The sequence below is a fragment of the Mesorhizobium sp. genome (assembly GCF_004963255.1).
Classification (GTDB): domain Bacteria; phylum Pseudomonadota; class Alphaproteobacteria; order Rhizobiales; family Rhizobiaceae; genus Mesorhizobium.
The window spans coordinates 15,939-39,925 of sequence record NZ_SUGA01000041.1; the positions used below are offsets into that span (position 1 = coordinate 15,939).

21 protein-coding genes and 1 tRNA gene are annotated in these 23,987 nt (G+C 63.4%); 13 read left to right on the forward strand and 9 right to left on the reverse strand.

The window, feature by feature from the left end:
- Nucleotides 1-118: 118 nt before the first annotated feature.
- The gene (locus tag E5X34_RS28145; protein WP_292571708.1) at nt 119-1,267 is read left to right on the forward strand and encodes an aminotransferase class I/II-fold pyridoxal phosphate-dependent enzyme; all 1,149 of its coding nucleotides are present in this window, start codon (nt 119-121) and stop codon (nt 1,265-1,267) included.
- Between the two features lie 5 nt (nt 1,268-1,272).
- Nucleotides 1,273-2,202 carry a glutaminase gene (locus E5X34_RS28150; RefSeq protein ID WP_292571710.1) on the forward strand — a complete coding sequence of 310 codons (930 nt, stop codon included), beginning with the start codon at nt 1,273-1,275 and terminating at the stop codon, nt 2,200-2,202.
- An 85-nt stretch (nt 2,203-2,287) separates the two neighbouring features.
- Here the strand turns inward: E5X34_RS28150 and E5X34_RS28155 are convergent, their stop codons facing one another.
- Nucleotides 2,288-5,251, reverse strand: a complete 2,964-nt coding sequence (locus E5X34_RS28155; protein WP_292571713.1) for an Rne/Rng family ribonuclease — start codon at nt 5,249-5,251, stop codon at nt 2,288-2,290.
- Between the two features lie 722 nt (nt 5,252-5,973).
- Here E5X34_RS28155 and E5X34_RS28160 point away from each other — a divergent pair.
- The 8 genes from E5X34_RS28160 to E5X34_RS28195 all read left to right on the forward strand — a co-directional run bounded on the left by E5X34_RS28160 (nt 5,974) and on the right by E5X34_RS28195 (nt 14,379).
- Nucleotides 5,974-7,155: an N-acetylmuramoyl-L-alanine amidase gene (locus E5X34_RS28160; protein WP_292571800.1), complete on the forward strand. Its 1,182-nt coding sequence runs from the start codon at nt 5,974-5,976 to the stop codon at nt 7,153-7,155.
- 228 nt (nt 7,156-7,383) lie between these two features.
- Nucleotides 7,384-9,840, forward strand: a complete 2,457-nt coding sequence (locus E5X34_RS28165; protein ID WP_292571716.1) for a penicillin-binding protein 1A — start codon at nt 7,384-7,386, stop codon at nt 9,838-9,840.
- A gap of 127 nt (nt 9,841-9,967) precedes the next feature.
- A protein-coding gene (gene prfB, locus E5X34_RS28170; protein ID WP_292571719.1) for a peptide chain release factor 2 occupies nt 9,968-11,099 on the forward strand; the annotation gives its coding sequence in 2 pieces (ribosomal slippage) (nt 9,968-10,033 and nt 10,035-11,099; 1,131 coding nt in all).
- A gap of 31 nt (nt 11,100-11,130) precedes the next feature.
- Nucleotides 11,131-11,535 carry a GFA family protein gene (locus tag E5X34_RS28175; RefSeq protein ID WP_292571722.1) on the forward strand — a complete coding sequence of 135 codons (405 nt, stop codon included), beginning with the start codon at nt 11,131-11,133 and terminating at the stop codon, nt 11,533-11,535.
- A gap of 298 nt (nt 11,536-11,833) precedes the next feature.
- Nucleotides 11,834-12,211, forward strand: coding sequence for a hypothetical protein (locus E5X34_RS28180; protein ID WP_292571803.1), 378 nt, complete (start codon nt 11,834-11,836; stop codon nt 12,209-12,211).
- 152 nt (nt 12,212-12,363) lie between these two features.
- On the forward strand, nt 12,364-12,732 hold the full coding sequence (locus E5X34_RS28185; protein WP_292571725.1) for a GFA family protein: 369 nt from the start codon (nt 12,364-12,366) through the stop codon (nt 12,730-12,732).
- A gap of 136 nt (nt 12,733-12,868) precedes the next feature.
- On the forward strand, nt 12,869-13,519 hold the full coding sequence (locus tag E5X34_RS28190) for an OmpA family protein (protein ID WP_126061063.1): 651 nt from the start codon (nt 12,869-12,871) through the stop codon (nt 13,517-13,519).
- Between the two features lie 251 nt (nt 13,520-13,770).
- On the forward strand, nt 13,771-14,379 hold the full coding sequence (locus E5X34_RS28195; RefSeq protein WP_292571728.1) for a hypothetical protein: 609 nt from the start codon (nt 13,771-13,773) through the stop codon (nt 14,377-14,379).
- Between the two features lie 80 nt (nt 14,380-14,459).
- Here the strand turns inward: E5X34_RS28195 and E5X34_RS28200 are convergent, their stop codons facing one another.
- The 7 genes from E5X34_RS28200 to E5X34_RS28230 all read right to left on the reverse strand — a co-directional run bounded on the left by E5X34_RS28200 (nt 14,460) and on the right by E5X34_RS28230 (nt 21,932).
- The gene (locus E5X34_RS28200) at nt 14,460-15,998 is read right to left on the reverse strand and encodes a DEAD/DEAH box helicase (protein WP_292571731.1); all 1,539 of its coding nucleotides are present in this window, start codon (nt 15,996-15,998) and stop codon (nt 14,460-14,462) included.
- 190 nt (nt 15,999-16,188) lie between these two features.
- A complete protein-coding gene (locus E5X34_RS28205; RefSeq protein ID WP_292571734.1) occupies nt 16,189-16,962 on the reverse strand; it encodes an NAD kinase in 774 nt (257 codons plus the stop codon).
- Nucleotides 16,963-17,393: 431 nt separating this feature from the next.
- A complete protein-coding gene (locus E5X34_RS28210) occupies nt 17,394-18,152 on the reverse strand; it encodes an MBL fold metallo-hydrolase (RefSeq protein WP_292571738.1) in 759 nt (252 codons plus the stop codon).
- Nucleotides 18,153-18,155: 3 nt separating this feature from the next.
- Complete coding sequence (locus E5X34_RS28215; RefSeq protein WP_292571741.1) at nt 18,156-19,220, reverse strand: ABC transporter ATP-binding protein; 1,065 nt, start codon at nt 19,218-19,220, stop codon at nt 18,156-18,158.
- Nucleotides 19,217-19,999 carry an ABC transporter permease gene (locus tag E5X34_RS28220; RefSeq protein ID WP_292571743.1) on the reverse strand — a complete coding sequence of 261 codons (783 nt, stop codon included), beginning with the start codon at nt 19,997-19,999 and terminating at the stop codon, nt 19,217-19,219. Before E5X34_RS28220 ends, E5X34_RS28215 begins: the two co-directional genes overlap by 4 nt.
- Before the next feature lie 2 nt (nt 20,000-20,001).
- Nucleotides 20,002-20,847: an ABC transporter permease gene (locus E5X34_RS28225; protein WP_292571757.1), complete on the reverse strand. Its 846-nt coding sequence runs from the start codon at nt 20,845-20,847 to the stop codon at nt 20,002-20,004.
- Between the two features lie 8 nt (nt 20,848-20,855).
- The gene (locus E5X34_RS28230; protein WP_292571760.1) at nt 20,856-21,932 is read right to left on the reverse strand and encodes a spermidine/putrescine ABC transporter substrate-binding protein; all 1,077 of its coding nucleotides are present in this window, start codon (nt 21,930-21,932) and stop codon (nt 20,856-20,858) included.
- 93 nt (nt 21,933-22,025) lie between these two features.
- Here E5X34_RS28230 and E5X34_RS28235 point away from each other — a divergent pair, with 93 nt between their 5' ends.
- Both E5X34_RS28235 and E5X34_RS28240 read left to right on the forward strand, forming a co-directional pair.
- Nucleotides 22,026-22,640 carry a TetR/AcrR family transcriptional regulator gene (locus tag E5X34_RS28235; RefSeq protein WP_292571763.1) on the forward strand — a complete coding sequence of 205 codons (615 nt, stop codon included), beginning with the start codon at nt 22,026-22,028 and terminating at the stop codon, nt 22,638-22,640.
- A gap of 126 nt (nt 22,641-22,766) precedes the next feature.
- Entirely contained in the window at nt 22,767-23,339 is a 573-nt protein-coding gene (locus E5X34_RS28240; RefSeq protein ID WP_292571766.1) for a DUF2569 family protein, read from the forward strand.
- 122 nt (nt 23,340-23,461) lie between these two features.
- On the opposite strand, the gene E5X34_RS28245 is transcribed toward E5X34_RS28240, so the two are convergent.
- Nucleotides 23,462-23,537: transfer RNA gene (locus tag E5X34_RS28245), tRNA-Thr, on the reverse strand.
- Between the two features lie 152 nt (nt 23,538-23,689).
- On the opposite strand from E5X34_RS28245, the gene E5X34_RS28250 reads away from it, so the two are divergent.
- Complete coding sequence (locus E5X34_RS28250; protein ID WP_292571769.1) at nt 23,690-23,857, forward strand: hypothetical protein; 168 nt, start codon at nt 23,690-23,692, stop codon at nt 23,855-23,857.
- The last annotated feature ends 130 nt before the right edge of the window (nt 23,858-23,987 follow it).

The following is a 23,987-nucleotide window of genomic DNA, read 5'->3' on the forward strand; positions in this document are numbered from 1 at the left end:
ATCCCCACATCAATCGGGCATTTGTGCGGCGCTGTTCCTTTAACTAGGGCAGTTCAAGGGCAAGTCTGCGCTGCTTGCGTCCGAAATTCACCGAAATAGGGCGGTTGGAAGAGGTCAAATGGTCGTTTCGCTTTCGCGCCGGGGGGAAGTCGAACCCTTCCACGCCATGGATATCCTGGCCGAAGCCAACCGGCTGAAAGCTACCGGCGTGCCCGTGGTGTCGATGGCCGTCGGCCAGCCGTCGGATCCCGCGCCGGCCGGCGTCCGCGAAGCGGCTGCCGCGGTCCTCAAGCACGGCCGCATTGGCTACACCGATGCCTTGGGCCTGGCCGATCTGCGCAAGGCGATCGCCGAGCACTATGGCGAGCATTACGGGATCGACGTCGCGCCGTCGCGCATCGCCGTCACGACCGGCTCGTCGGCCGCCTTTAACCTCGCTTTCCTGGCAATGTTCGATCCGGGCGACCGCGTCGCCATCGCCGCGCCCGGCTATCCGGCCTATCGCAACATCATGGCCGCGCTCGGCATCGAGATCGTCGAGATCGAGCTCGGCGCGGACGCCTATCTGCATGCCGAGCATTTGAAGGCCGCCCATCGCGATGAGCCGCTGAAGGGCGTGCTGTTCGCCAGCCCCGCCAATCCGACGGGTGCGGTGATCCCGGCGGACGAACTTGCGGCCCTGGTGAAAACGGCCGAGGAACTCGGCGTCGCCGTCATCTCCGATGAAATCTACCACCGGCTGGCCTATGCGGCGCCCGATGTGAGCGCGCTCGCGCACAGCGCCGGCGTGACCGTGATCAATTCCTTCTCGAAATACTATTGCATGACCGGCTGGCGCATCGGCTGGATGGTGTTGCCCGAGGAATTGGTGCGGCCGGTCGAGCGTATCGCCCAGAGCCTCTATATCTCGCCGCCGGAATTGTCGCAGGTCGCCGCGATCGAGGCCTTCAAAGCCACGGAGGAGCTCGAAAAGGTGAAGGCGCGCTATGCCTGGAATCGCGACCTTCTGATGAGGCGTCTGCCCGAGCTCGGCTTTGCGCTGGCCGCACCAATGGACGGCGCCTTCTATGCCTTCTGCGATGTCACCCGCCACACCAATGATAGCATGGCCTTTGCGCGAAAAATGCTGGCCGAGGCGCATGTCGCGGCGACGCCAGGCCGCGATTTCGACCCGTTGCAGGGGCATCGCACCATGCGCTTTTCCTATGCCGGCAGCCATGACGACATGGTCGAGGCGCTGGCGCGCATCGAACGCTGGCTGAAATAGAAGCCATGCCGGAACTCGAGCAAGCATTGGCGGAAGTCGCCGCCGAAATGGCTGAGCGCACCGATCGCGGCAAGGTGGCGACCTACATCCCGCAGCTGGGCAAGGTCGATCCGAAGAGGTTCGGCATCGCCGCCGTGACCAATGACGGCCGCGTCATCCTAGCTGGCGATGCCGATCAGCCCTTTTCGATCCAGAGCGTCTCGAAAGTTTTCACCCTCACGCTGGCGCTGGGCAAGATCGGCGATGCGCTCTGGCAGCGCGTCGGTCGCGAGCCGTCCGGCAATCCGTTCAATTCGATCGTCCAGCTCGAACATGAGAACGGCATCCCGCGCAATCCGTTCATCAATGCCGGCGCCATCGTCGTCTCCGACGTGCTGCTCGCCGGCCATCAGCCGCGCGAGGCGATCGGCGAGATCCTGCGCTTCATCCAGTTCCTCGCCGATGACGAGACGATCATCATCGATCGCGAAGTGGCGGCATCCGAGCGGGCCACCGGCTACCGCAACTTCGCTCTGGCCAACTACATGAAATCCTTCGCCAATCTTCATCATGAGCCGGAGCTGGCGCTGGGCGTCTATTTCCATCACTGCGCCATCGCCATGAGTTGCCGACAGCTTGCCATGGCGGGCCGGTTCCTCGCCAATGGCGGCAGGAATCCGGCGACCGGGCATTCGGTCGTATCGGCCGAGCGGGCACGCCGTATCGGCGCGCTGATGCTGACCTGCGGCCACTATGACGGTTCCGGCGATTTTGCCTTCCATGTCGGCATCCCCGGCAAAAGCGGAGTCGGCGGCGGCATTTTAGGCATTGTGCCTGGCGTGGCTTCGCTGGCTGTCTGGTCGCCCGGCCTCAACGAGAACGGCAACTCCAAGCTCGGCTCCATCGCCTTGGAGAAGCTCGCACGTATGATGAACTGGTCGATCTTCGCGCCTTAAAAGCAATGCCCCTTCGCGGAATCAAAAATCCCGCGCCGGTTGTGGCGCGGGATCTTGAGAAAACCAGTCTAACGGCCTGAAAAGCTTAGAAGAAACCTTTGCGCTGCCACCAGCCCGCACGCTTCGGCTTGTCCTCGGTCTTGGCCTCTTCAGACACGTTCGAGGACACGACGGGAACCACCGGCGCGTCGATCGACTGCGGCTTGCGCCGCGTCTGATGCGGGTTGACGGCGGGCTCCGCCTCGGCCGCCGCGGGAGCGGCAGCTGCCTGCTCCGGCTCGACCGCCACGGGCGCCACCTGAGCTTCCGCTACAGGTTCGGACACCGTCTCCGCCACGGCCTCCTCGGCGGCTTTCTTGGCGCGCGAACGGCGGGGCTTCTTCGGCTTCTCGACCGCCTCGGCATCGTCATTGGCGGCCGCGGGAGCAGCAGGCTGCTCGGGCGCGGCCGCTACCGCCGGCACGCCTGCGGCGTCCTCATCTTCCGCCGCTTCGACCTCGCCATCGGCGGCGACGGCCTCTGACGCCTCGTCGTCACGGCGGTTGCGCTTGCCGCCGCGCTTGCCGCGCCGGCGCTTCTTGCCGGAAGCATCATCGGTAGCGGTTGCCTCGGCTTCGCCGCCAGCGGTCGCCTCCTGGGCTGCTTCTTCCGGCGCATCCGCGGCATCGTCGCTGGCTTCGCCAGCTTCCGCCGGCGCCGCCGCGACATCCCCATTGTGCTCGCGGTCGCGGTCCCTGCCGCCACGCCGCCGCCGGCGCTTGCGACGCTTGCGGTCGCGGCCTTCGCCGTCCTCGGACCGCTGCTGGTGCTGGCCCTGCTGCTGCGGCTGGCGCGGCTGTTCGGCCTGCACTGCGGCCTCTTCTTCTTCCTCGATGACGATCTCGTCCTCGGGTTCGTCCGGCTCGACATAGGCCGGCAGGCTGCGCACCTCGACAAAGCCTTCCGGCTTCTCGGCGATGGCGCCGCGGAAGATCGCGTAATGCTGGGTGCCGAGCGTCTCGTCGGCCTCGATCGTGATCGTCAGGCCGAAACGGGCTTCGAGTTCCACAAGGTTGGCGCGCTTGTGGTTCAGCACATAAAGCGCGGTCGCGGCCGGCGTGCGCACGATGATGTGGCTGCGCGAATCCTTGAGCAGGAATTCCTCGATCGCCCGCACCACCATCAGCGCCACCGAGGAATCGGAACGCACATGGCCGGTGCCGCCGCAATGCGGGCAGGGCTTCATGGTCGATTCCAGCACGCTGGCGCGGATGCGCTGGCGCGACATTTCCATCAGACCGAAATGCGAGATGCGGCCGACCTGGATGCGGGCGCGGTCGTTCTTGAGGTGATCCTTCAGCCGCTTCTCGACAGCGCGGTTGTTGCGGTTCTCCTCCATGTCGATGAAGTCGATGACGATGAGGCCGGCAAGGTCGCGCAGGCGCAACTGCCGCGCGACTTCCTCGGCCGCTTCCAGATTGGTGTGTAGCGCGGTCTCCTCGATCGAATGCTCCTTGGTGGAGCGGCCGGAGTTGACGTCGATCGAGACCAGCGCCTCGGTCTGGTTGATGATGATGTAGCCGCCGCTCTTCAGCGTCACCTGCGGCTGCAGCATGCGGTCGAGCTGCGCCTCGATGCCGTTGCGCACGAAGATCGGCGTCGTGTCGCGGTAGGGCTGAACCACCTTGGCGTGGCTCGGCATCAGCATGCGCATGAAGTCCTTGGCCTCGCGATAACCGTCCTCGCCGGAGACCAGGATCTCGTCGATATCCTTGTTGTAGAGGTCGCGCACCGACCGCTTGATCAGGCTGCCTTCCTCATAGACGAGGGCAGGGGCCGTGGATTGCAGCGTGAGGCTGCGGACATTCTCCCACAGCCGCATCAGATACTCGTAGTCGCGCTTGATCTCGGCCTTGGTGCGGCTTTCGCCGGCGGTGCGCAGGATGACCCCCATGCCCTGCGGCACGTCGAGGTCGGTCACGACCTCCTTCAGCCGCTTGCGGTCCTGGGCGTTGGTGATCTTGCGCGAGATGCCGCCGCCGCGCGCCGTGTTCGGCATCAGCACCGAATAGCGGCCGGCAAGCGAAAGATAGGTGGTGAGCGCGGCGCCCTTGTTGCCGCGTTCTTCCTTGACCACCTGCACCAGAAGGATCTGGCGGCGCTTGATGACTTCCTGAATCTTGTACTGGCGGCGGACCGGCTTGCGGCGGCTGCGGATTTCCTCCAGCGCGTCCTCGGCGCCGACCGACTCGACCTCGTGCTCGTCCGAATGCGAGGCCGATACGTCCTCCAGCATGCCGCGATCATTGTCGCTGGCGGCTTCGGCGGTCTGCTCGGGCTGATCCGCCTGCGGCACCGCCTCGGAAATCACATCGGCTTCGACGCTCGCTGCAATCGAGGTGGGACCACCTTCGGACGGCTTGCCGTCCTCGTTGTCCGCTGCGTCGCCGCCGCCGGTCTCGGCGGCGGACTCTTCAGCCGTTTCCTGGTCGGTTTCGACTTCGACGGCTTCGGCGACGATGGATGCATCCGATACGTCCGATGCGTCTTCTGGTGAGGCATCGGCGGTCACGCCGCCGGCTTCCGCGCTCCCGGCAGCCTCGCTGGCGGGTTCTTCAAGGGCTGCGGGCTCAGCCGGGCTTTCCTCGTTTTCCGAGGAAGCGTGTCTGTGCTCGCCGCGGTCGCGGTTCTTGCCGCCGCGCCTGCGGTTGCGCCGCCCGCCGCGATCGCGCGCCTGCTGCTCTTCGCCGTTCTCCGCTTCCTCGTCGTCTTCGTCCTCGGCCTCCTGCGCTTCGGCGCGCAGCAGAGCCTGACGGTCGGCGACCGGGATCTGATAGTAGTCGGGATGGATTTCACTGAAGGCGAGAAAACCGTGACGGTTGCCGCCATACTCGACAAAGGCTGCCTGCAGGGAAGGTTCGACGCGGGTTACGCGGGCGAGGTAGATGTTTCCTTTGAGCTGCTTCTTGTCCTGGGATTCAAAGTCGAATTCTTCGATGCGGTTACCGCGAACGACGACAACGCGTGTTTCCTCCGGGTGGGAGGCGTCTATCAGCATCTTGTTGGGCATTATCTTGTTTCCTGCCGGCAGCCGACGGCCGCAGCTGGCGTGGCAATGCCCGCCGCTGTGCGCCTGTATCTGTGTGCATGCCGGATAATTGAATGTCCGCTAGCCGCCGCTTGAGCGCAATGGCGGTGCCGCCCGCAGCCATTATGGCGCGGTTGGATGCGGACCTTTCCATGATTGCGCTTGAAGCCATAGGCACCCAGCAGAACCTTTTGAACCAAAGCCCGGGCTGCGCCGGACCAGCTTGTTTGCTCACGAAGAGCCGGCGCGGGGCAAACCCGGCCGTTTTCCTCACGCAAGCGATTCCCCCGCCACGGGAGCACGCCTGCGAAAATCGTCGCGACCACATGAGCCTGGAAGGATAAAGGAGCCGCCTTTGCATCCGACCTTTGGCAGGAAACTGCTGAGGCGAGCGGTTCCAGGATTGCAGTGATCCAATGTCGCTTTTATGATTTGGCGGGATGGAAGGCAACCCCGATTTCGGATGCCGGCAAAAAGCGCTTCCGCAGGGGAAGGTGCCCTTCGTCTCACCTCATGAAAGGCTTGGTTAACCTTCTCTGAATACCAATCGTTAATCGAATTGGCGGCCTGACGGGCACTCTGCGAGAAGACCGGGCGCAATGCGTCAAACCGGGAGCGACGGACAAGAGATGGGATCGGCGGGCAACGCGGACAAGAGGGGTGGGGCCGCGGCGCATGTCACGCGCATGTCCTGGGCCGCCTTGATGCTGGCGCTGCTGCTTTGTTTCGCGGCCGCCGCGCGCGCCGACGGCCTGCTTGGCGCGACCGGCTACAAGATGGCCGGCGACGCCACCAAGATGCGCATCGTCGTGAATTTCGACAGCGAGCCGGACGTCAAATGGTTCTTGTTGCGCGGCCCCAATCGCCTGGTCGTCGACCTGCCGCGCACGCGATTCGCCCTTGAGGCCAAGGATGTGAAGCCGCGTGGCCTTGTGCGGGCCGTCCGTTACGGCGATCAGGGACATGGCTCGCGACTGATCCTCACCGGCAAGGGTCCTTTCGCCGTCGACAAGCTCGAGGTGCTCAAGAATGACGACGGCACCGGCTACCGCATCGCCATCGACATCTCGGCCGCCTCCGAACGGGAGTTCGACGAGGCGCTGGCCAACCAGTCGCTGACCACCGGTTCGACGGTTTCCACCGAAAAAGGCGAGCGGGTCGGCACCGGGCCGGTCTCGGCGCCCGGCCATCGCTTCACAGTGGTGATCGATCCTGGCCATGGCGGCGTCGATGGCGGCGCCGAAAGCTCAGCCGGCACGGTCGAGAAGGACGTCACGCTCGCTTTTGCCAAGGAATTGCGCGACAAGCTGGCCGCGGTCGGCAAATACGATGTCTTCATGACCCGCGATGACGACGTCTACCTGGCGCTTGACGAGCGCGTGCGCATCGCGCGCCAGCACGAGGCCGATCTCCTGATCTCGATCCACGCCGATACGATTGCCGTCAAAGGTCTTCGCGGTGCCACGGTCTACACGCTTTCGGACAAGGCCTCCGACCCGGAAGCCCAGGCGCTCGCCGATCGCGAGAACCTGTCCGACCAGTTCGCGGGGATGAAGATCGAGGACGACAACAAGGAAGTTACCGACATCCTGATCGACCTGATCCGCCGGGAAACGCATGGCTTCTCGATGAGCTTCGCTCATACGCTGGTCGGCCAATTGTCGACCAGTGTCGGCCTCATCAACAATCCGCAACGCTCGGCCGGCTTCAAGGTGCTCAAGGCTCCGGACGTGCCGTCTGTTCTGGTCGAACTTGGCTACCTCTCCAACAGCAAGGACGAGGCGCAACTGCTCAGTGCCGACTGGCGCGGCAAGGCGGCGCAAAGCATAACCAACGCGGTCGCGCTGTTTGCCGCTGCCAAGGCCGGAACGGCGACGGGCGGTTGATCCGCCCACGCCCCACAACCGCTTGGTGTCTGCAACCATAAGCGGCGTTGCATGACGACAACACCCGGCGTTATTATTCGGCGACCGAGTCCTCAAATCTCGCGCTGCCGTATTTTGTCCACATGGTCGCGACATGGGTCTTTTGATTGCGGATTGGGACCGCCCCGGGAAGCTTGCGCGACTGCCGGCTTCGTCTAGGAAACTCCCGAACCTCGGACTGGAGCGGGCATGATTCGTCTCATCGGCTATTTCTTTGGCATCGGCACAACGCTGGCGTTGCTGGTGGCGGCCGGCCTTGCCATCTATATCAGCCATGTCGCGAAGGACCTGCCCGACTACGAGGTTCTGGCCAAATACGAACCGCCGGTGACGACGCGCATTCATGCCTCCGACGGCTCGCTGATGGCGGAATATGCGCGCGAGCGGCGCCTCTATCTGCCGATCCAGGCCATCCCGGACCGCGTCAAGGCCGCTTTCATGTCGGCCGAGGACAAGAACTTCTACAACCACCCCGGCATTGACGTCACCGGCCTTGGCCGCGCCATCATCGTCAACCTGCAGAACCTCGGCTCGGGCCGGCGCCAGGTCGGCGCTTCGACCATCACGCAGCAGGTGGCGAAGAACTTCCTGCTCACCTCGGACCAGACCTACGAGCGCAAGATCAAGGAGATGATCCTGGCCTTCCGCATCGAGCAGGCCTATTCCAAGGACCGCATCCTCGAACTCTACCTCAACGAAATCTTCTTCGGCTTCGGCGCTTATGGCGTCGCCGGTGCCGCGCTCACCTATTTCGACAAGTCGGTCAACGAGCTGACGGTCGCGGAAGCCGCCTATCTCGCCTCGCTGCCCAAGGGCCCGAACAATTATCATCCCTTCAAGCATGCTGACCGCGCGATCGAGCGCCGCAACTGGGTCATCGACCAGATGGTCGAGAATGGCTACGTCACCCGCGAGGAGGGCGCCAAGGCCAAGGCCGAGCCGCTTGGCGTGACGCCGCGCCGCAATGGCTCCTATCTGTTTGCGGGCGAGTATTTCACCGAGGAAGTCCGCCGCCAGATCATCGCCCGCTACGGCGAGAACGCGCTCTATGAGGGCGGCCTGTCGGTGCGCACCACGCTCGATCCGAACATCCAGCTTATCGCCCGCAAGTCGCTGCAGAACGGCCTGCTCAAATACGACATGCTGCGCGGCTACCGCGGTCCGGTCACGCATATCGACATTTCCGGCGACTGGGGCGTGCCGCTCGGCAATGTGAAAGGCCTCGAGGACGTGCCGGAATGGACGCTTGCCGTCGTGCTCGACAGTTCGGCGGACGGGCTGACCATCGGCATCCAGCCGACGCGGCAGATCTCTGGCGAACTCGTCAAGGACCGGGTCCAGGGCACCGTCAGCAAGGACGACATGGGCTTTGCCATGCGCCATTTCGTCAACGGCAAGTCCGTCAGGGCGAAGTCTCCGGCGGAGGTGCTGGAGCCGGGCGACGTCGTCTTCGTGCAGAAGAATGACGGCTCCGACAACACCTATATGCTGCGCCAGGTGCCCGAGGTCGAAGGCGGTCTCGTCGCCATGGATCCGCATACCGGCCGCGTGCTCGCCATGGTCGGCGGATTCTCCTACGCGCAGTCCGAGTTCAACCGCGCGACCCAGGCGATGCGCCAGCCCGGCTCCTCGTTCAAGCCGATCGTCTATTCGGCGGCGCTCGACAATGGCTATACGCCGGCCTCGGTGATCATGGATGGCCCGATCACCATCCAGAGCGGCAACACCACCTGGACGCCGAAGAACTATGACGGCACGGTCGCTGGGCCGGCCACCTTGCGCTCCGGCATCGAGAAGTCGCGCAACCTGATGACGGTGCGGCTTGCCAACGACATGGGCATGAAGCTCGTCGTGGAATATGCCGAGCGCTTCGGCGTCTACGATCACCTTGCGCCCTATCTGCCGATGGCGCTGGGCTCCGGCGAGACGACCGTCATGCGCATGGTCTCGGCCTATTCGATCATGGCCAATGGCGGCAAATCGATCAAACCCTCGCTGATCGACCGCATCCAGGACCGCTACGGCAAGACGGTGTTCAAGCAGGACGAGCGCGGTTGCGAAGGCTGCAACGCCACTGAGTGGAAGAACCAACCCGAGCCGGAACTGGTCGACAATTCCGAGCAGGTGCTCGACCCGATGACCGCCTACCAGATCACCTCGATGATGGAAGGCGTCGTGCAGCGCGGCACCGGCGCCACCATCGGCGAGCTCGGCCGCCACATCGCCGGCAAGACCGGCACCACCAATGACGAGAAGGACGCCTGGTTCATCGGCTTCACGCCAAACCTCGTCGTCGGTCTCTACATGGGCTACGACACGCCGCGCGGCCTTGGCAAGGGCGCCACGGGCGGCGGTCTCGCCGCGCCGATCTTCAAGGATTTCATGCGTGTGGCGCTGGACGGCAAGCCGAACACCGACTTCCAGGTTCCGGACGGCATGAAGCTCATCGCCATCAACCGCAAGACCGGCATGCGTGCCGCCGAAGGCGATCCCAACACCATCGTCGAGGCGTTCAAGCCCGGCACCGGTCCGGCCGACAGCTACTGGGTGATCGGCATGGGCGCGGATGGCTCCAACGGTTCGGGTGGCGCGCTGTCGCCGCAGGCCAACCAGGCCATCCAGGACGGCGGCGGCGGGCTCTACTGATCTCCTCCATTCCGGAATGGGCCGGCGCGAAACCGCCGGCCCATTTCGCTTTACAGGCGGCGACGCCGTGCCTATGTATCGCGCCTATTCCGAAAAGACCGAAAAGAACAGGACCGAACGAAAAGCCATGCGCGCGGAAACGCTCAACATTGTCGACGAGATCAGGCAGGCGATAACCCTGCTGAGGAGGCATCTTTGACTGGGATCAAGCTGTAAAGCGGCTTGAGTACCTGAACTCGCGCGCCGAGGATTCCAGCCTCTGGAATGATCCGATCGAAGCGCAGAAGCTGATGCGGGAGCGCCAGGAGCTCGAGGACGGCATCGCAGCCGTCAAGGGGCTGACCCAGGCGCTGGAAGACAATATCGGCCTGATCGAGCTCGGCGAGGAAGAGGGCGACGACGACATCATCGCGGAAGCGGAGGCTGCGCTGCGCTCGATGCAGGGCGAGGCGAAGGCCCGCCAGGTCGAGACGCTGCTCTCCGGCGAAGCCGACGCCAACGACACCTATCTCGAAATCCATGCCGGCGCGGGCGGCACCGAAAGCCAGGACTGGGCCTCGATGCTCTTGCGCATGTACACGCGCTGGGCCGAGCGCCGCCGCTTCAAGGTCGAGGTGCTGGAAGTCCATGACGGCGAGGAGGCCGGCATCAAGTCGGCAACCGTGCTGATCAAGGGCCACAATGCCTATGGCTGGCTGAAGACGGAATCCGGCGTCCACCGCCTGGTGCGCATCTCGCCCTATGACAGCAATGCGCGGCGCCACACCTCCTTCGCCAGCGTCTGGGTCTATCCCGTCATCGACGACTCGATCGAGATCAATGTTTCCGAATCCGACGTGCGCATCGACACCTATCGTTCCTCGGGTTCGGGCGGCCAGCACGTCAACACCACCGATTCGGCGGTCCGCATCACCCATCTTGCGACCGGCATAGCGGTCGCCTGCCAGGCTGAGCGCTCGCAGCACAAGAACCGCGCCAAGGCCTGGGAAATGCTGCGCTCGCGCCTCTACGAGGAAGAGCTGAAGAAGCGCGAGGCGGTCGCCAACGCCACGGAGGCGTCGAAGAGCGACATCGGCTGGGGTCACCAGATCCGCTCCTACGTGCTGCAGCCCTACCAGCTGGTGAAGGATCTGCGCACGGGCGTCGAAAGCACCTCGCCGTCGAGCGTGCTCGACGGAGACCTCGACGAGTTCATGGAAGCCTCGCTCTCGCATCGCATCGAGGGTGGTGCAGGCGAAGCGGTGGCTGACCTCGACTAGGATTCCCGGCGCTGGACGACGGAGGAAGCCGGTGACGCGCAAACTTACAGGGAAATGCTTCTGCGGCGCCGTTCACTATGAAGTGGCGGACGAATTCGCCTATGCCGCAAACTGCCACTGCTCCAACTGCCGGCGCACGACGGGATCGGCATTCAAGCCTTTCGCCGGCATCGAGCGCGGCAAGTTCCGCCTCATCGCCGGCGACGACAGGCTGCTGATTTTCGGCGACGAGAGCGGCCATGACGCGCATTGCGGCCGCTGCGGCTCGCTCGTCTATTCATTGGTCCGCGAAGGCGCCTACGTCCATGTCGCCATGGGGACGCTGATGGACGATCCAGGCATTCGCCCGAGCGCACATATCTTCGTCGGTTCAAAGGCGCCGTGGTTCACGATTACAGACGATCTGCCGCAATATCGTGAACACGCCGACGGCTGAAGGCCGGAACTTCCTTCGGAGGAACTTCGTTCTTAGGCACCCTGGGCGCAGGGCCGTTGTCTGGTTCTTGCCAGCCAGGTCTGCGCATCCTTTCCGTCGCCGAAGTTTGAAACCGGCGCGTCGCCATGGCGCGCCCACTTCTTGCGCTGGCTATGGAATCAGCTCAGCATTCGAGCTGTGGGATAGAAGCATTTATGGCCGGACGCGGCATAAACTGCGACCGACGATCCGGCCACTGGGAAGACACGTTCCGGGAACGGGCAAGCTGAAACGCTTGATGCTCGAAAGGAACGTTTCGATGTCTGCTGCCACATTAAGATCGGCCCAAGCCGCTCGACCGGCTGGCCGACTTTTGTTCTCCCTCCTCGCTGTTGGAGCTGTCTCGGTGCTGGCGCCGCCGGCTGTCGCGCACGACGCCCAGCCGACGGCGGCCGTGCCGCAAGGCTGGAAATACCCCTTTGCCTGCTGTGCCAACTTCGATTGCAAGGAAGTGCCGCAGTCATCGATCAGCGAGCGGCCCGACGGCTATGTCATAAAAGGCACGGGCGAGGTGGTGGCCTACAGCGACAAGCGGATCAAGAATTCGCCCGACGGCGAATATCACTGGTGCGCGCATCAGGCCGGGCTCGACGCCGGCAAGACCATCTGCCTGTTCGTGCCGCCACCCTCTTACTAGGGCTGTGAAACTGCTGAGAAAGGTCTGCGCCAAGCGCAGGCCTGACCCATAGCGGCAGAACGTCGCTATCCCTGCCGACAGACAGTTGTCAGGACGGCTCCTTTATGTTGCCTTGCCGCAGCGGGCGCGGCGGACAACGGAGAGCTGAGTTCATGACCATCAAAGGCAGCTGCCACTGCAAGGCGACAACCTTCGAGGTTGCCGAGGCGCCGCAGACGGTGACGCAATGCACATGCTCGTTCTGCTCGAAGCGCGGGTCGCTGTGGGCCTACTATGTCCCGTCGCAATTCAAGCTCACGAGCCCGCCTGAGAACGTCTCCTTCTATCGCTGGGGCTCGAAGACCGTGAAGCATGGTTTCTGTGCCATTTGCGGCTGCGGCACCTTCACCGAGACGCCTGACTGGTCGACCGGAAAGCCGAATTTCGACAACCCGAAGATCAGCGTCAATTCGCGCCTGTTCGACGATTTCGACCTGGACAAGGTCGAGGTGGTGGTCATCGACGGCAAGAATCTATGGTAGAGGCGAAGCGGGAACGGCCAGCGGGTTTTGCGGCCGCATCCCCGTTCCGTTTTTCGCCGTATTTCATGCTACAAGGCTGCGGAAGGGCTGATTTGGCGCGGCCGCAAGGGCCGCGAACTGGAGAGGGACCAATCTCATGAAGAAGACCGTGCTCGTCGTCGTGGCGACGGCTGTGCTGGTGAGCGCCTGCACCACCACCGATCCGTATACCGGCGACCAGAAGATTTCCAACACGGCGGCCGGCGCCGGCCTTGGCGCGCTGGCAGGCGCCAGCCTTGGTCTGCTCGCCGGCGGCAATGATCGCCGCAATGCGTTGATCGGCGCCGGCATCGGTGCGCTGGCCGGCGGCGCGATCGGCGCGACCATGGACCAGAACGAGGCTGAGCTTCGCCGTCAGTTGCAGGGCACCGGCGTCAGCGTCACCCGCAGCGGCGACCAGATCATCCTCAACATGCCGTCCGACATCACCTTCAACGTCGACCAGGACGCGGTGAAGCCGGGCTTCTATCCGGTGCTGAATTCGGTCGCGCTGGTGCTGAAGAAGTTCCGCCAGACCACGGTGGACGTGTTCGGCCACACCGATTCGACCGGCAGCGACGAGCATAATTTCGACCTGTCGCAGCGCCGGGCGCTCGCCGTCGCCAATTACCTGGCCGGCCAGGGCGTCGATCAGCGCCGCTTCGCCGTCACCGGCTTCGGCAAGACGCGCCCGATCGCGTCCAATGCGACGGCTGCCGGCCGCGAGCAGAACCGGCGCGTCGAAATCCAGCTGTCGCCGCTCACCTGAAAGAGCCGCGCCCAACTGCGCAGCGCCATCGAAGCAAAACGGTCCCGTAAGGGGCCGTTCTTTGTTGGCTCGGTCCAGAGATGGATCAAAGGTCTTAGGACATTAGCTTATTCTAATTGACACTTTTCAAATCCAGGGAAAGGACTACCATTCAGCTGTTCCAGAGGGGATGGGGTGGTCAATCGGCCGCGCAATCAACATCTGCCGCCCCGGTCTTGCACGGCCAGATCAAGGGAATCTGGGAGGAATGCATGACAAGAACAGCTCGCCTCGGGCGCTGCGGCGTCCTCGTTTTGACTGGCCTTTTGGGCGCATGGCTCGGAGCCGCCACGGCTCGTGCAGAGGACGCCAACAAGGCCGATATCGAAGCCCTGAAGAAATCGCTGGCCAAATATGCGGATTACACGGCCGCCATCCGAGACCTCTATTTGTCGACCGAAGGCTGCGTCTACTATGCCGGCGAGAAGATAGACGGCGCGATGTACTATCCGAAGGGCGCCATGGGCATCCATTTCGTCAATGTCCCGAGCATCGGCAAGCCGCTCGACCCGATGAAGCCCAACGTCCTGATCTACGAGCCGACGAAGAAGGGTTTGAAGTTGGTCGCCGTGGAATGGCTGGTTCCCTTGACGCCGGACGTGAAGGCGGTTCCGACGCTGTTCGGCCAGACGTTCATGGGACCGATGGAAGGGCACTACCCGCTCATCCCGCGGGAGTTCGTCCACTACGACCTGCATGCCTGGCTGTTCAGGGACAATCCGAACGGCATGTTCACCCCGACCAACCCGAAGGTGAAATGCACCAAGGCCGAGTTCCCGATGCTGGAGAAGCCGACCAAGATGATGCCTGGCCCGATGTAGGGCAGGGCGTGCCGGGCAGCTTGAAGAGAAACGGCCCCGTTTTGGGGCCGTTTTGATTTCTGCTTTGTTGGCGGGAAACTTTAGACCTTGGCCACGATCCGCATGAACGCCGGCACGTCGTCACCGAAGCCGACGGTCGCGTCGTCTTCCTCGCGATGGCGGCCCGGGCGGTCGCGCTGCGGGCGGGCATCGCCGCGCTGCTCGTGACGGTTGCCCGAACCCTTGCGCTCGTTCTCGGAACGGATCGCATCCTTGCGGGCGCGGCGCTCTGCGATATCGGCCACTTCAGCGACGGGCTGCTCTTCGCGCACGGCTTCGGGAGCCTCGTCGCGCTTGGCGTGACGGTCCTTCTTCCGATCGCCGCGGTCCTTGCGGTCGTCGTCCTTGCGACCGGCGCGACGCGGCGCGCCGCGGCCGCGGCGCGGCTGTTCCTCGCCTTCGCTTTCGGTTACGGTCGACAAGTCGCCGTCATGCCATTCGATCTTGGTGCCGATCAGCCTCTCGATCGCGTCGACATATTTGGTGTCGGAGCGGGTCGCGATGGTGAAGGACTTGCCGGCGCGCCCGGCGCGGCCGGTGCGGCCGATGCGGTGGACATAGTCCTCGGCATGGATCGGCACGTCGTAGTTGAAGACATGGCTGACATCGGGAATGTCGAGGCCGCGCGCGGCGACGTCCGAGGCAACGAGATAGCGCAGCTTGCCGTCGCGGAAATTGTTGAGCATCTGCATGCGCGCGCGCTGGTCCATGTCGCCATGCAGCGCGCCTGCGTCGAAATCATGCTTCAACAGCGACCGGAACAGCTCCGACACTTCGACCTTGCGGTTGCAGAAGATGATGGCGTTCTTCAGGTCGGCGTCTTCGGCCTTGATCAGATTGCGCAGCGTCTCCCGCTTCTCCCAAGGCTTGTTGCCGGACTTCACCAGGCGCTGCGTGATGCTGGTCGCGGTAGAGGCGGCCTTGGAGACCTCGACGCGCACCGGCGCGTGCAGGAATTTCTCGGTGAGCTTGGTGATCTCCGGCGGCATCGTCGCCGAGAAGAACAGCGTCTGGCGCGTGAACGGGATCATCTCGCAGATACGCTCGATGTCGGGAATGAAGCCCATGTCGAGCATGCGGTCGGCCTCGTCGATGACGAGGATCTCGACGCCGTTGAGCAGGAGCTTGCCGCGCTCGCGATGGTCGAGCAGGCGGCCTGGTGTCGCGATCAGCACGTCGGCGCCGCGCTCGAGCTTCTTGTCCTGCTCGTCGAAGGAGACGCCGCCGATCAGAAGCGCGATGTTGAGCTTGTGGTTCTTGCCGTATTTGATGAAGTTTTCCTCGACCTGAGCGGCGAGCTCACGGGTCGGTTCGAGGATCAGCGTGCGTGGCATGCGCGCGCGGGCGCGACCCTTTTCCAATCGCGTCAGCATCGGCAGCACGAAGGAAGCGGTCTTGCCGGTGCCGGTCTGGGCGATGCCCAACACATCCTTGCCGAGCAGCGCATGCGGGATGGCGCCGGCCTGGATCGGAGTCGGCTTGGTGTAGCCGGCATCTGAGACTGCGGAGAGGACCTTGGGCGAAAGGCCAAGGTCTGAAAATGTCAACGCTTCTTGAACGGTCTGGGTGTCTGAGGACAAGTGTTTGTTGTCTTTGGCTGGTTCGGGAAATCGCAACGCGTGTTGCGGCAGGCGCCGCGCGCCTGCAAGATCGCGGTTGCAGTTAGGCGCAAGTCCGCGATTTGTCAACACAAACAGCCGGGAATCCCGGCGATTGTGAAGACATAACCTTAATCGCGATGCTTGATCGAACAGGTATCGCTGCGCTGGCTCAGTAGCGGAACTGCTCGGCAAGGATGCGTTCATTCCAGGAATGGTTCGGATCGAACAGCAAAGTTGCCGTAGCCGTCGGCGATTCCCGCACGGTGACGGAAGCCACGGCCTTGACCTCGGTGTGGTCCGCGGCGGCATTCACGGGGCGCTTTTCGGCTTCGAGAATGTCGAAGCGCACGGTTGCCTTGTTGGACAGCAGCGCCCCGCGCCAGCGGCGCGGCCGGAAAGGGCTGACCGGCGTCAATGCCAGGAGCGGCGCATCGAGCGGCAGGATCGGCCCGTGCGCCGATAGATTGTAGGCCGTCGAGCCGGCGGGGGTGGCGATCATGACGCCGTCGCAGTTCAACTCCTCCAACCGCACCTGGCCGTCGACAGTGATGCGGATCTTTGCGGTCTGGTAGGACTGGCGCCACAGCGCCACTTCGTTGATGGCCGGCGCCGATACGGATTCGCCGTCATGCGTCACGGCGACCATTTCCAGCGGCCGGATCGTCTCGGCAACGGCGTTGGCGATGCGCTCCTCGAGACCGCCGGCGCGATATTCATTCATAAGGAAGCCGATGGTGCCACGGTTCATGCCGTAGACCTTCTTGCCCGTGCTCATCGTCTCGCGCAGCGTCTGCAGTAGAAAGCCGTCGCCGCCGAGTGCGATGATGATCTCCGCCTCAGCGAGAGGCACCTGCCCATAGCGCGCCGACAGGCTTTCCCGCGCGGCGAGGGCGTCCTCGGTGTCGGAAGAGACGAAGGCGAAACGGCTGACGGCTTTGCTCATGGCTCCCGGAGGGCGACCGTCTGCGGGGCCGCGCCGGCGACGGCGTAGCATGCGCCGCCCATATCTGTGAAGGGCGGCGCGCCGGCTGGCGGGTCGCACCCGTCAGTCGCGCTTCGTGACAGGCGCGACATGAATGTGATGGCCGCAATGGTTAAGAGGAGGCTTAAACACTCGTAAAGGCGGATCGATCATGTTAGCCGACAGTGGATGGGTTGGCGGGGGCTGGCCAGTCGAGAGACCTGTCTATTGCCGGTAACGCGTCTGATCATAGTCTTCCTGATGATGGGAAGTTTCGCGCTGATGTTCGCCGAACTCGTGCGTCATTCGGAAGAGATGAGCCAGCGGCCGCAGCCGACAGTTTCCCGTTGCGGCGATGCCACGGGTACACCTTGTCCTCAAAGGGCGCTGTAGGCTTCGCTTCCCCTCATCGCTCAGCCACCCTGCAGGTGGCAGCCTGCCTTGCGCTTACCGGCGACATACTCGTCGATGAGCTGGTGGTAGCGCACCTTGCCAAAGCTTGGGAAATGGCCGCCATGCACGACCGACACGTCCAGGTCGCGTATGGCCAGCAGCGTCCCGACATAATCCTCAATGTCTGAGTGGTAGACGTCGTCGATCAGCGGCCCGTCATAGACGATGTCGCCTGACAGCAGGATGCCGGTCTTCTTCTCGTAAAGCGCGATGCCGCCCGGCGAATGTCCGGGCGTGTGGATGACCTCGAAGGCGCGGTCGCCGAGATCGACGATGTCGCTGTGTTCGAGCAGCCGGCCGGCCGGTGCGGGCGGGATGCGATAGCGCGCCGTATCCCAGCCTTCCGGCGCGCCGTCGAACATCTCCTCATTGGCGTAGCGGTCGGCGACCGTCCATTCGTTGCGCGGATCGGCGAGGATTGCCGCCTCGGCGGAATGCACGCAGCGATCCGGGAACTCGTGGTGACAGCCGATATGGTCGAAATGTGTGTGGCTGGCGACGCAGGTGAGCTTGCGTTCACTGACGAGCGGCACATGGTTTCTCAGGCTGAAATGACCGAGGCCGGTGTCGAACAACAGGTCGCGGTCACGCCCGCGCACATGCCAGATGTTGCAGCGGAAGAACGGCTTGATCCATGGCTCATGGATAAGCGTGATGTCGTCGCTCATGCGGATGGTTTCGTACCAGTCCGGAGCCTCGATGACCGGAAGCGTGCTCATGGATCAGTCCGCCAGCAGGATGATGTCTCGAGCGTTGCACGAAATCGCTATCGTGTCGCCTGCCTGGACGGTGGCGGAAGCAGGCGCCTTGGCGATGAACTGCAGCGCGGCATCGAGCGCTGAGGCGGCCAGCACGCGCTTGAAGCTGCCCTGGAAGACGACATCGCCGACCTTGCCGGCGCCGAGCGCGACACTGCCCCTCGCTTCGCCGAGAAGCAGGTGCTCGGGCCGGATGGCGAGCGCGACCGTGTCGCCGGCAGGCGGTGCGCCGGGCAGCGAGACCGGCCCGACCGCCGTCGAGACGGTGACGATCCCGTTCTCCGCTCCGCTCACTGAGCCGGCTAGGATCGTGCTTTCCCCCATGAAGGTCGCCGAGAAGCGCGTCTTCGGCCGTGCATAGACGCGCTCGGGCGGGCCTTCGTCCTCGATGCCGCCGTCATTCATCACCACGCAATGATCTGCCAGCGCCATCGCTTCTTCCTGGTCGTGCGTGACATGGACGAAGGCGGTGCCGATCCGCTTCTGGATCGCTTTCAGTTCGTCCTGCATCTGCCGCCGCAGCTTGAGATCCAGCGCGCCGAGCGGCTCGTCGAGCAAAAGCACCGCCGGTTCGATGACCAGCGCGCGGGCCAGCGCCACGCGCTGGCGCTGCCCGCCGGAGAGCTGATGCGGCTTCTTGTCGAAGGCGGCCGCCAGGCCGACAAGAGCCAGCGCATCGCGCGCCTTCGCCGCCCGCGTCGCGCCGTCGATCCCCCGCATGCGCAGGCCGAAACCGACATTGCCGCCGACGCTCATATGCGGGAACAGCGCATAATCCTGGAACACGGTGGTCGTCGGGCGCTTGGCCGGCGGCACGGCGGTGCAATCCTGGCCACGAATGAAGACCTTGCCTTCGCTGGGCGTGACGAAGCCGCCAAGGATCGACAGCAGCGTCGTCTTGCCTGAGCCTGACGGCCCGAGCAGGATCGTGTAGCTCCCGGGCTCGATCGCCAGCGAGACGTCTTTCAGCACCGGCAGCTGGCCGAACCGGTGCGAGACGTTGCGGATGTCGACCAAAGGCGCGCTCATGCCGGCTTTCTCCGCAACAGCGTCAGTTCGAAAAACACCACCAGGACAATGGAGACGGCAAAGACCAGCGAGCCGACGGCATTGGTCTTGGGGTTGAGGCCGGAGCGCAGCAGGTTCCAGATTTCCACGGGCAGCGTCGTCTCGAAGCGGGTGAGCAGGAAGGAGATGACGAACTCGTCCCAGGAGAACGTCATCGACAGGAAGAAGCCGGCGAAGATCGCCGGCGCCATCACCGGCACGGTGATCAGGAGCAGCACCTTCCATTCGGCGGCGCCGAGGTCGCGCGCGGCGCGCTCGATGTTGATCTGGTGGTCGCCCATCTGGCTGTAGATGATGGCGAAGCAGAGCGGCAGGTTGATCACCACATGGCCGATGCCGGCCGCAAGCAGCGATTTCGGCACCCCGGCCCAGTTGAACAGTACCAAAAGCCCCATGCCGATGATCAGATAGCTGACGGTGAGCGGCAGCGTGATCAGCCCGCGCAGCAAGGCCGAGCCCGGCAGGACGAAGCGCGCGAAACCCCAGGCTGACAGAAATCCAAGCGTGACCGAGGCAAGCGAGGAGAGCACCGCCACCAGCAGCGAATTGACCAGCGCGGAGGTGAGCCTCGCGTCTGCAAGCACCGCCTGGTACCAGCGCAGCGACGGGCCGGTGAAAGGCGGTATAGGGAAGGAGGTCGCCTGCAGCGAGAACAGCACCAGCACGACCACCGGCAGGAAGATGAAGCCATAGACGGCGATGGCGTAGACCCAAGCGGCGAGGCGGACGGCGGCGCGCATCGTCAGGCCCGCTCGATCTTCAGCCAGCGCGCGCAGGCGAGATAGGCGATGGTGACGACAGCCATCAGGATGATCGACAGCGCGGAGGCCAGCGGGAAGTCGCCGCGCCGACCGATCTGCATCATGACGAGCTGCGGCATGACCAGCTCATTGTTGCCGCCAAGGATCTGCGGCGTGATGTAGTCGCCGATGCAGAGCACGAAGGTGAGGAAGGCGCCGACCATGATGCCGGGCAAGGTGAGCGGCAGCACGACATGCAGGAAGGTGCGCGCCGGCCCGGCGCCGAGATCGGCGGCCGCCTTGCGATAGCTCGGGCTGAGCTGCTTGAGATTGGCGAAGATCGTCAGCGTCAACAGCATGACGAAGAAATGCACGAAGCCGGTGACGGTGGCGAAACGCGTGTTGGCGAGCTGCAGCGGCTCGGCGATGAGGCCGATGCCGGTGAGCGCCCGGTTGATGACGCCGTTCTGCGCCAGCACCAGCAGCCAGGAATAGGAGCGCACGACATAGGATGTCCAGAACGGCAGCACGGCAAGCATCAGCGCCAGCCGCTGCCACCGCTCCGGGACCATTTCCGCGAGAATCCAGGCGAAGGGATAGGCGAGCAGGATCGAGATGACGGTGACGATGGCGGTGATCTCCAGCGAGTTCACCATCGCCCGCCAATAGGACGGATCGGCGAAGAACTGGCTGTAATTGGCCAAGGTGAAGCCGCCGCCTTCATGCGCCGTGAGGCTGGAAAACCCCATGGCGATGAAGGGCAGCACGAAGAACAGCAGCGTCCACGCCAGCGCCGGCGTGACCAGCGCCCAGGGCAGGGCACGCGGGTTGCTTCCGGAAACGCTCATCGGCCGATTTACTGCGCCTGCAGCATCTCGGTCCACATGTCCTGCATTTTCTTGTCGAGGTCGGCGTTCGGCGCCGGATAGGCCTGGGCGCGGGCGAGGAAGCCGGGCTGCTCGTCGAAGCGCAGGATCTTCTTCTGCTCGTCGGTCAGCGCCGCCTTGGTGTTCGCCGGCATGCCCCAGTAGCAGGACGAGGTGGCGAGCCGCGCCTGGCCCTCAGGGCTCATGATGTACTGGATGAATTTCAGCGCCATGTCCTTATTCTTGGAATCCTTGAACATGGCGAGCGACTGCGACCACAGCACCGCGCCTTCCTTCGGGATCGAGAAGTCGAGCGCCGGGTTTTCCTCGGCAAGGCCGGCCGTCACCCATTCTCCGCCGCCGACAAGAACGTCCACCTCGCCGGTGGCCAATGCGGTCTGGCTGGCGGTGACCTCGCCGACCAGCTTGGCGTTGGCCTTCATCTTGAGGAGCTCGGCCTTCAGCGCTGGCAGGTCGGCCTCGGTGAGATCCGCGGTCTTCTTGCCGATCGCCAAAGCGGCCATGCCGATCACCGGCAGGTAATAGTCGTAGATCGCGACCTTGCCCTTGTATTTTTCGCTGGTGAGCGAGGCCAGCGACTGCATGTCGGCCGGGTCGACCTTGGTCTTGTTGAAGCCGATCGTGTTGTAGCCGAACTTTTCGGTGATGCCGTAGCGCTTGCCGTCGACGACGGTCGACTTGTCCATCTTCACTTCCGGGAAGAGGTCGGCGAAGGGCAATTTGTCCTCGGGCAGCGGCTCGAACAGGCCTTTCTCGACACCGCGCGGCACGTCGATGGAATCGATCACCATCACGTCCCAGTCGCCGGGCTGCGACTGGTCGACGATGGCGAGCCCCGCGCCAGTGCCCTCGAACTCCTTGACGTTGACCTTGACGTCGTTGGCCTTCTCGAAAGGCTCGAGCAGCGTCGGATCGGAATGGTCGCACCAGATCAGCGCATTGAGATCGGCGGCCTCAGCGCCGCCGGCCGCAAGTAGCAGCGCGGCGGCCGCGCAGGCGGCTGCGAGACGGGACTTCAGGGTGGAAAGCGGATTCCGAGCGGTCATCGAGTGTTCTCCCTGCCTTGCTGGCTTGTTGGAAGAAAAGTTGAACCAATTCTAAAATTGAGTCAATTATGATTTTGTGTCAAAGAGGCCGATATGAGCGGATTGCGCGAACGGCAAAAGGCGGACCGGCACCGCCGCATCATCGATGCGGCCACCGCGCTGTTTCGCGAGGCCGGCTATGAAGGCGCCAAGATCGAGGCGATCGCCGCGCAGGCCGAGGTCTCGATCGGCACCATCTACAATTATTACCAGAACAAGGGCGACATCCTCGGCGCCATCGTGTCGATGGAAGTCAACGAGGTGCTGAATGCCGGACGAGGCGTGGTCGCCAGCCCACCCGCCAATGTCGGCGATGCGCTGGACACGCTGATCGGCATCTATATCGAGCACTCGCTGAATTACCTGAGCAAGGAGATGTGGCGCCAGGCAATGGCGATCTCGACGCAATTGCCCGACAGCCCCTTCGGCCAGGTCTACACCGCGCTCGACCGGGAACTGACCAGCCAGATCAGCGCGCTGATTGCCCGCCTGCAGGAGATCGACCTCGTGCGCCCGGACATCGACGGGCCGGCGGTGGGCGAGCTGATCTTCAACAACATGAACATGATGTTCATCGAGTTCGTGAAGCGCGACGAGGCGAGGATACCGGAGCTGAGGGCGGCGATACGGCGGCAGAATAGGGTGCTGGTGGCGGCGATTGGGGCGTGAGGGCGTCGGGAGAGGGCAAGAGAAACAATCGCCTGAAGGATTAGCAAGGCGGCCATCGACTGTCCACCTCTTGAGTTGAGATTGAAATCTGATACAACTTGTGAGAGCATAGGGGGCGAGGGACAAATGGGGTCGTCTTCTATCTGGCACTGGGCGATCGTGCTGCTGTTGATCGGCGTGCCTGTCTTTTTTGCCGTTCGCTCGGCGAGCAAGCGGTCGCAGAATCTAGGCGATTTGGCTGGATTCAGCGGTTGGCTGATGCTCTTGGCGATCGGGCAGGTTTTGTCACCTTTTCGCACGCTGGCCGAGCTGTTCTCCTCGAGCGAGGGTTACAAGCAGCTGATACCGCTGCCCAACGGCCCTTTGGCCGTCTGTGGCGAGATTGTACTCTTGCTGGTATTTGCAGCGTTTCAGGTGGTCGTTCTTTTCGCAATGCTGCGGCGCAGCCCGCGTTTCAAACGGCTGTTCCTTTATCAGTGGATTGCGATTCCCGTCGTGTTCACCCTCGACACAGCTTGGACTTCGACTGTTCTCGGCGCCCCAATCAGCCAGATCCTTGCGGGAGACGCGCTGGCCGCGGTCATCGCATCGTTTGCCGTAACTGGGATTTGGGTGGCCTACGTCTATAGATCCGTCAGGGTAAGGAACACATTCGGCAAGGCTGCGGGGAGTGCGCCGATTGCGACTGTCTTTGAGTGAAGGCGAGGAGTTCGGCTCTTCGCATAGCCGTCAGCGGTCCTCCTACGCTAGGGCTTCGGAGGACGCTCCTTCGTCTAACGATCTTCGGGTGCCCTGCCACCCGAAGCTCGAAGCCTGAAGAGTGGTGCCCCCGGCAGGGATCGAACCCGCGACCTTCGGTTTACAAAACCGCTGCTCTACCAGCTGAGCTACAAGGGCATGGCGCTCCGGTAGCATATTTCGTGCGCCAGTAAAGACAAAACTCCGTTTTGGCTTGCTGATGGACGACGCGGCTGGCCGGCATGCTGAAAAGCGGCGCGCCGCTTCCTACATCCTTGTTCAGGTGCAATCGCATCGAACGGGGTGCCCGCATGATCAGATTAGTCATCATCCTGCCGCTCATCGTCGTGACCTGGCTTCTGCTGGTGAAGGTCGTCAGCGATCTGAAGAAGGCCAATATCGACTGGACCGGCGTCACCACCTTCGTCGGCTTCATCGTGCTGGCGTTTTGGCTGAGGCATGTCACGGGGATGGGATGAGGTGGTGAGTGGTGAATGGTAAATAGTGAATGGTGAATGGTGAATGGCGGCGCCTTCCGGACCATTCACTATTTACCATTCACCATTCACCCGCCTCAAGCGAGCGGTTTTCAGGCCGTCGAAAAATCTG

Coding starts and splice junctions, on each gene's coding strand:
- E5X34_RS28190 (WP_126061063.1), top strand. CDS start 12,869: ATGAAGAAGACCGTGCTCGTCGTCGTGGCGACGGCTGTGCTGGTGAGC.
- E5X34_RS28235 (WP_292571763.1), top strand. CDS start 22,026: ATGAGCGGATTGCGCGAACGGCAAAAGGCGGACCGGCACCGCCGCATC.
- E5X34_RS28145 (WP_292571708.1), top strand. CDS start 119: ATGGTCGTTTCGCTTTCGCGCCGGGGGGAAGTCGAACCCTTCCACGCC.
- E5X34_RS28195 (WP_292571728.1), top strand. CDS start 13,771: ATGACAAGAACAGCTCGCCTCGGGCGCTGCGGCGTCCTCGTTTTGACT.
- E5X34_RS28220 (WP_292571743.1), bottom strand. CDS start 19,999: ATGCGCGCCGCCGTCCGCCTCGCCGCTTGGGTCTACGCCATCGCCGTC.
- E5X34_RS28225 (WP_292571757.1), bottom strand. CDS start 20,847: ATGAGCGTTTCCGGAAGCAACCCGCGTGCCCTGCCCTGGGCGCTGGTC.
- E5X34_RS28185 (WP_292571725.1), top strand. CDS start 12,364: ATGACCATCAAAGGCAGCTGCCACTGCAAGGCGACAACCTTCGAGGTT.
- E5X34_RS28240 (WP_292571766.1), top strand. CDS start 22,767: ATGGGGTCGTCTTCTATCTGGCACTGGGCGATCGTGCTGCTGTTGATC.
- E5X34_RS28165 (WP_292571716.1), top strand. CDS start 7,384: ATGATTCGTCTCATCGGCTATTTCTTTGGCATCGGCACAACGCTGGCG.
- E5X34_RS28205 (WP_292571734.1), bottom strand. CDS start 16,962: ATGAGCAAAGCCGTCAGCCGTTTCGCCTTCGTCTCTTCCGACACCGAG.
- E5X34_RS28180 (WP_292571803.1), top strand. CDS start 11,834: ATGTCTGCTGCCACATTAAGATCGGCCCAAGCCGCTCGACCGGCTGGC.
- E5X34_RS28230 (WP_292571760.1), bottom strand. CDS start 21,932: ATGACCGCTCGGAATCCGCTTTCCACCCTGAAGTCCCGTCTCGCAGCC.
- E5X34_RS28215 (WP_292571741.1), bottom strand. CDS start 19,220: ATGAGCGCGCCTTTGGTCGACATCCGCAACGTCTCGCACCGGTTCGGC.
- E5X34_RS28150 (WP_292571710.1), top strand. CDS start 1,273: ATGCCGGAACTCGAGCAAGCATTGGCGGAAGTCGCCGCCGAAATGGCT.
- E5X34_RS28250 (WP_292571769.1), top strand. CDS start 23,690: ATGATCAGATTAGTCATCATCCTGCCGCTCATCGTCGTGACCTGGCTT.
- E5X34_RS28160 (WP_292571800.1), top strand. CDS start 5,974: ATGCTGGCGCTGCTGCTTTGTTTCGCGGCCGCCGCGCGCGCCGACGGC.
- E5X34_RS28210 (WP_292571738.1), bottom strand. CDS start 18,152: ATGAGCACGCTTCCGGTCATCGAGGCTCCGGACTGGTACGAAACCATC.
- E5X34_RS28155 (WP_292571713.1), bottom strand. CDS start 5,251: ATGCCCAACAAGATGCTGATAGACGCCTCCCACCCGGAGGAAACACGC.